Origin of the sequence: Burkholderia sp. Bp9004, from assembly GCF_003858025.1 — a bacterium.
Lineage (GTDB): Bacteria > Pseudomonadota > Gammaproteobacteria > Burkholderiales > Burkholderiaceae > Burkholderia > Burkholderia diffusa.
Genome location: NZ_QTQD01000072.1, coordinates 1 through 1,565, shown reverse-complemented (window position 1 = coordinate 1,565; position 1,565 = coordinate 1). Strand labels below are relative to the sequence as shown.

Genomic DNA, 1,565 nt, shown 5'->3' with positions numbered 1-1,565 from the left:
CCGCCTTCCGGCGTGACCCACACGATGTTCTGCGTCGGGTCCTTGATGTCGCACGTCTTGCAGTGCACGCAGTTCTGCGCGTTGATCACCAGCCGGTCGCTGCCGTCGTCGTTCTTCACGAACTCGTACACCGCCGCCGGGCAGAAGCGCCCCTCCGGCCCCGCGTAGGTCCGCAGGTTCACGTTCACCGGCACGTTCGCATCCTTCAGCGTCAGGTGCGCCGGCTGGTTTTCCTCGTGGTTCGTGTTCGAGATGAACACCGACGACAGCCGGTCGAACGTCAGCTTGCCATCCGGCTTCGGATATTCGATCGGCGTGCATTGCGAGGCCGGCTTCAGCATCTCGTGATCCGCATGCTTGTGGTGCAGCGTCCACGGCACGTTGCCGCCCATCACCTTCTGCTCGAGCCCGACCATCAGCGTGCCCAGGTACAGGCCCTTCGCCATCCACTGCTTGAAGTTGCGTGCGCGGTACAGCTCCGTATGCAGCCACGACTGCTTGAAGGCGTCCGGATACGCGTTGAGCTCGTCACTCTGACGGCCGGCCTGCAGCGCGTCGAACGCGGCGTCCGCCGCCAGCATGCCCGTCTTGATCGCCGCGTGGCTGCCCTTGATCCGCGATGCGTTCAGGAAGCCCGCGTCGTCGCCGATCAGCGCGCCGCCCGGGAACACCGTCTTCGGCAGCGACAGCAGGCCGCCGGCCGTGATCGCCCGCGCGCCGTACGACACGCGCTTGCCGCCTTCGAGGAACGCGCGGATCGACGGGTGCGTCTTGTAGCGCTGGAATTCCTCGAACGGCGACAGATACGGGTTCGTGTAGCCCAGGCCCACCACGAAGCCGACCACGACCTGGTTGTTGTCCATGTGATACAGGAACGAGCCGCCGTACGTGTCCGACTTCAGCGGCCAGCCGGCCGTGTGGATCACGAGGCCCGGCTTGTGCTTCGCGGGATCGATTTCCCACAGTTCCTTGATGCCGATCCCGTACGCCTGCGGATCGGCGTTCGCGTCGAGCTTGAACTTCGAGATCAGCTGGCGGCCGAGGTGGCCGCGGCAGCCTTCGGCGAACAGCGTGTACTTCGCGTGCAGCTCCATGCCGAGCTGGAAGTTCTCGGTCGGCTCGCCGTCCTTGCCCACGCCCATGTTGCCGGTCGCGACACCTTTCACGGAGCCGTCGTCGTTGTACAGGATCTCCGCAGCCGGGAAGCCCGGGAAGATCTCGACGCCCAGAGCTTCCGCCTGTGTCCCAAGCCAGCGCGTGACGTTGCCCAGCGAGATCACGTAGTTGCCGTGGTTCTGGAAGTTCTCGGGCAGCGCCCAGTTCGGCGTCGTGACCGCGCTCTTCTCGGACAGGAACAGGAAGCGGTCCTCCGTCACCTCGACGGTGAGCGGCGCGCCCTGTTCCTTCCAGTCGGGGAACAGTTCGGTGATCGCGCGCGGGTCCATCACCGCGCCCGACAGGATGTGCGCGCCGATCTCGGAACCCTTCTCGAGCACGCACACGCCGATCTCGGTGCCTTTCTCGGCGGCCAGCTGCTTGAGCCGGATCGCCGCCGACAGCCCGGC

1 protein-coding gene is annotated in these 1,565 nt (G+C 65.9%); it reads right to left on the bottom strand.

What is annotated here, in order from left to right; genetic code table 11:
* On the bottom strand, positions 1-1,565 hold a 1,565-nt coding region (locus DIE08_RS35165), incomplete at both ends, for an electron transfer flavoprotein-ubiquinone oxidoreductase (protein WP_148096100.1).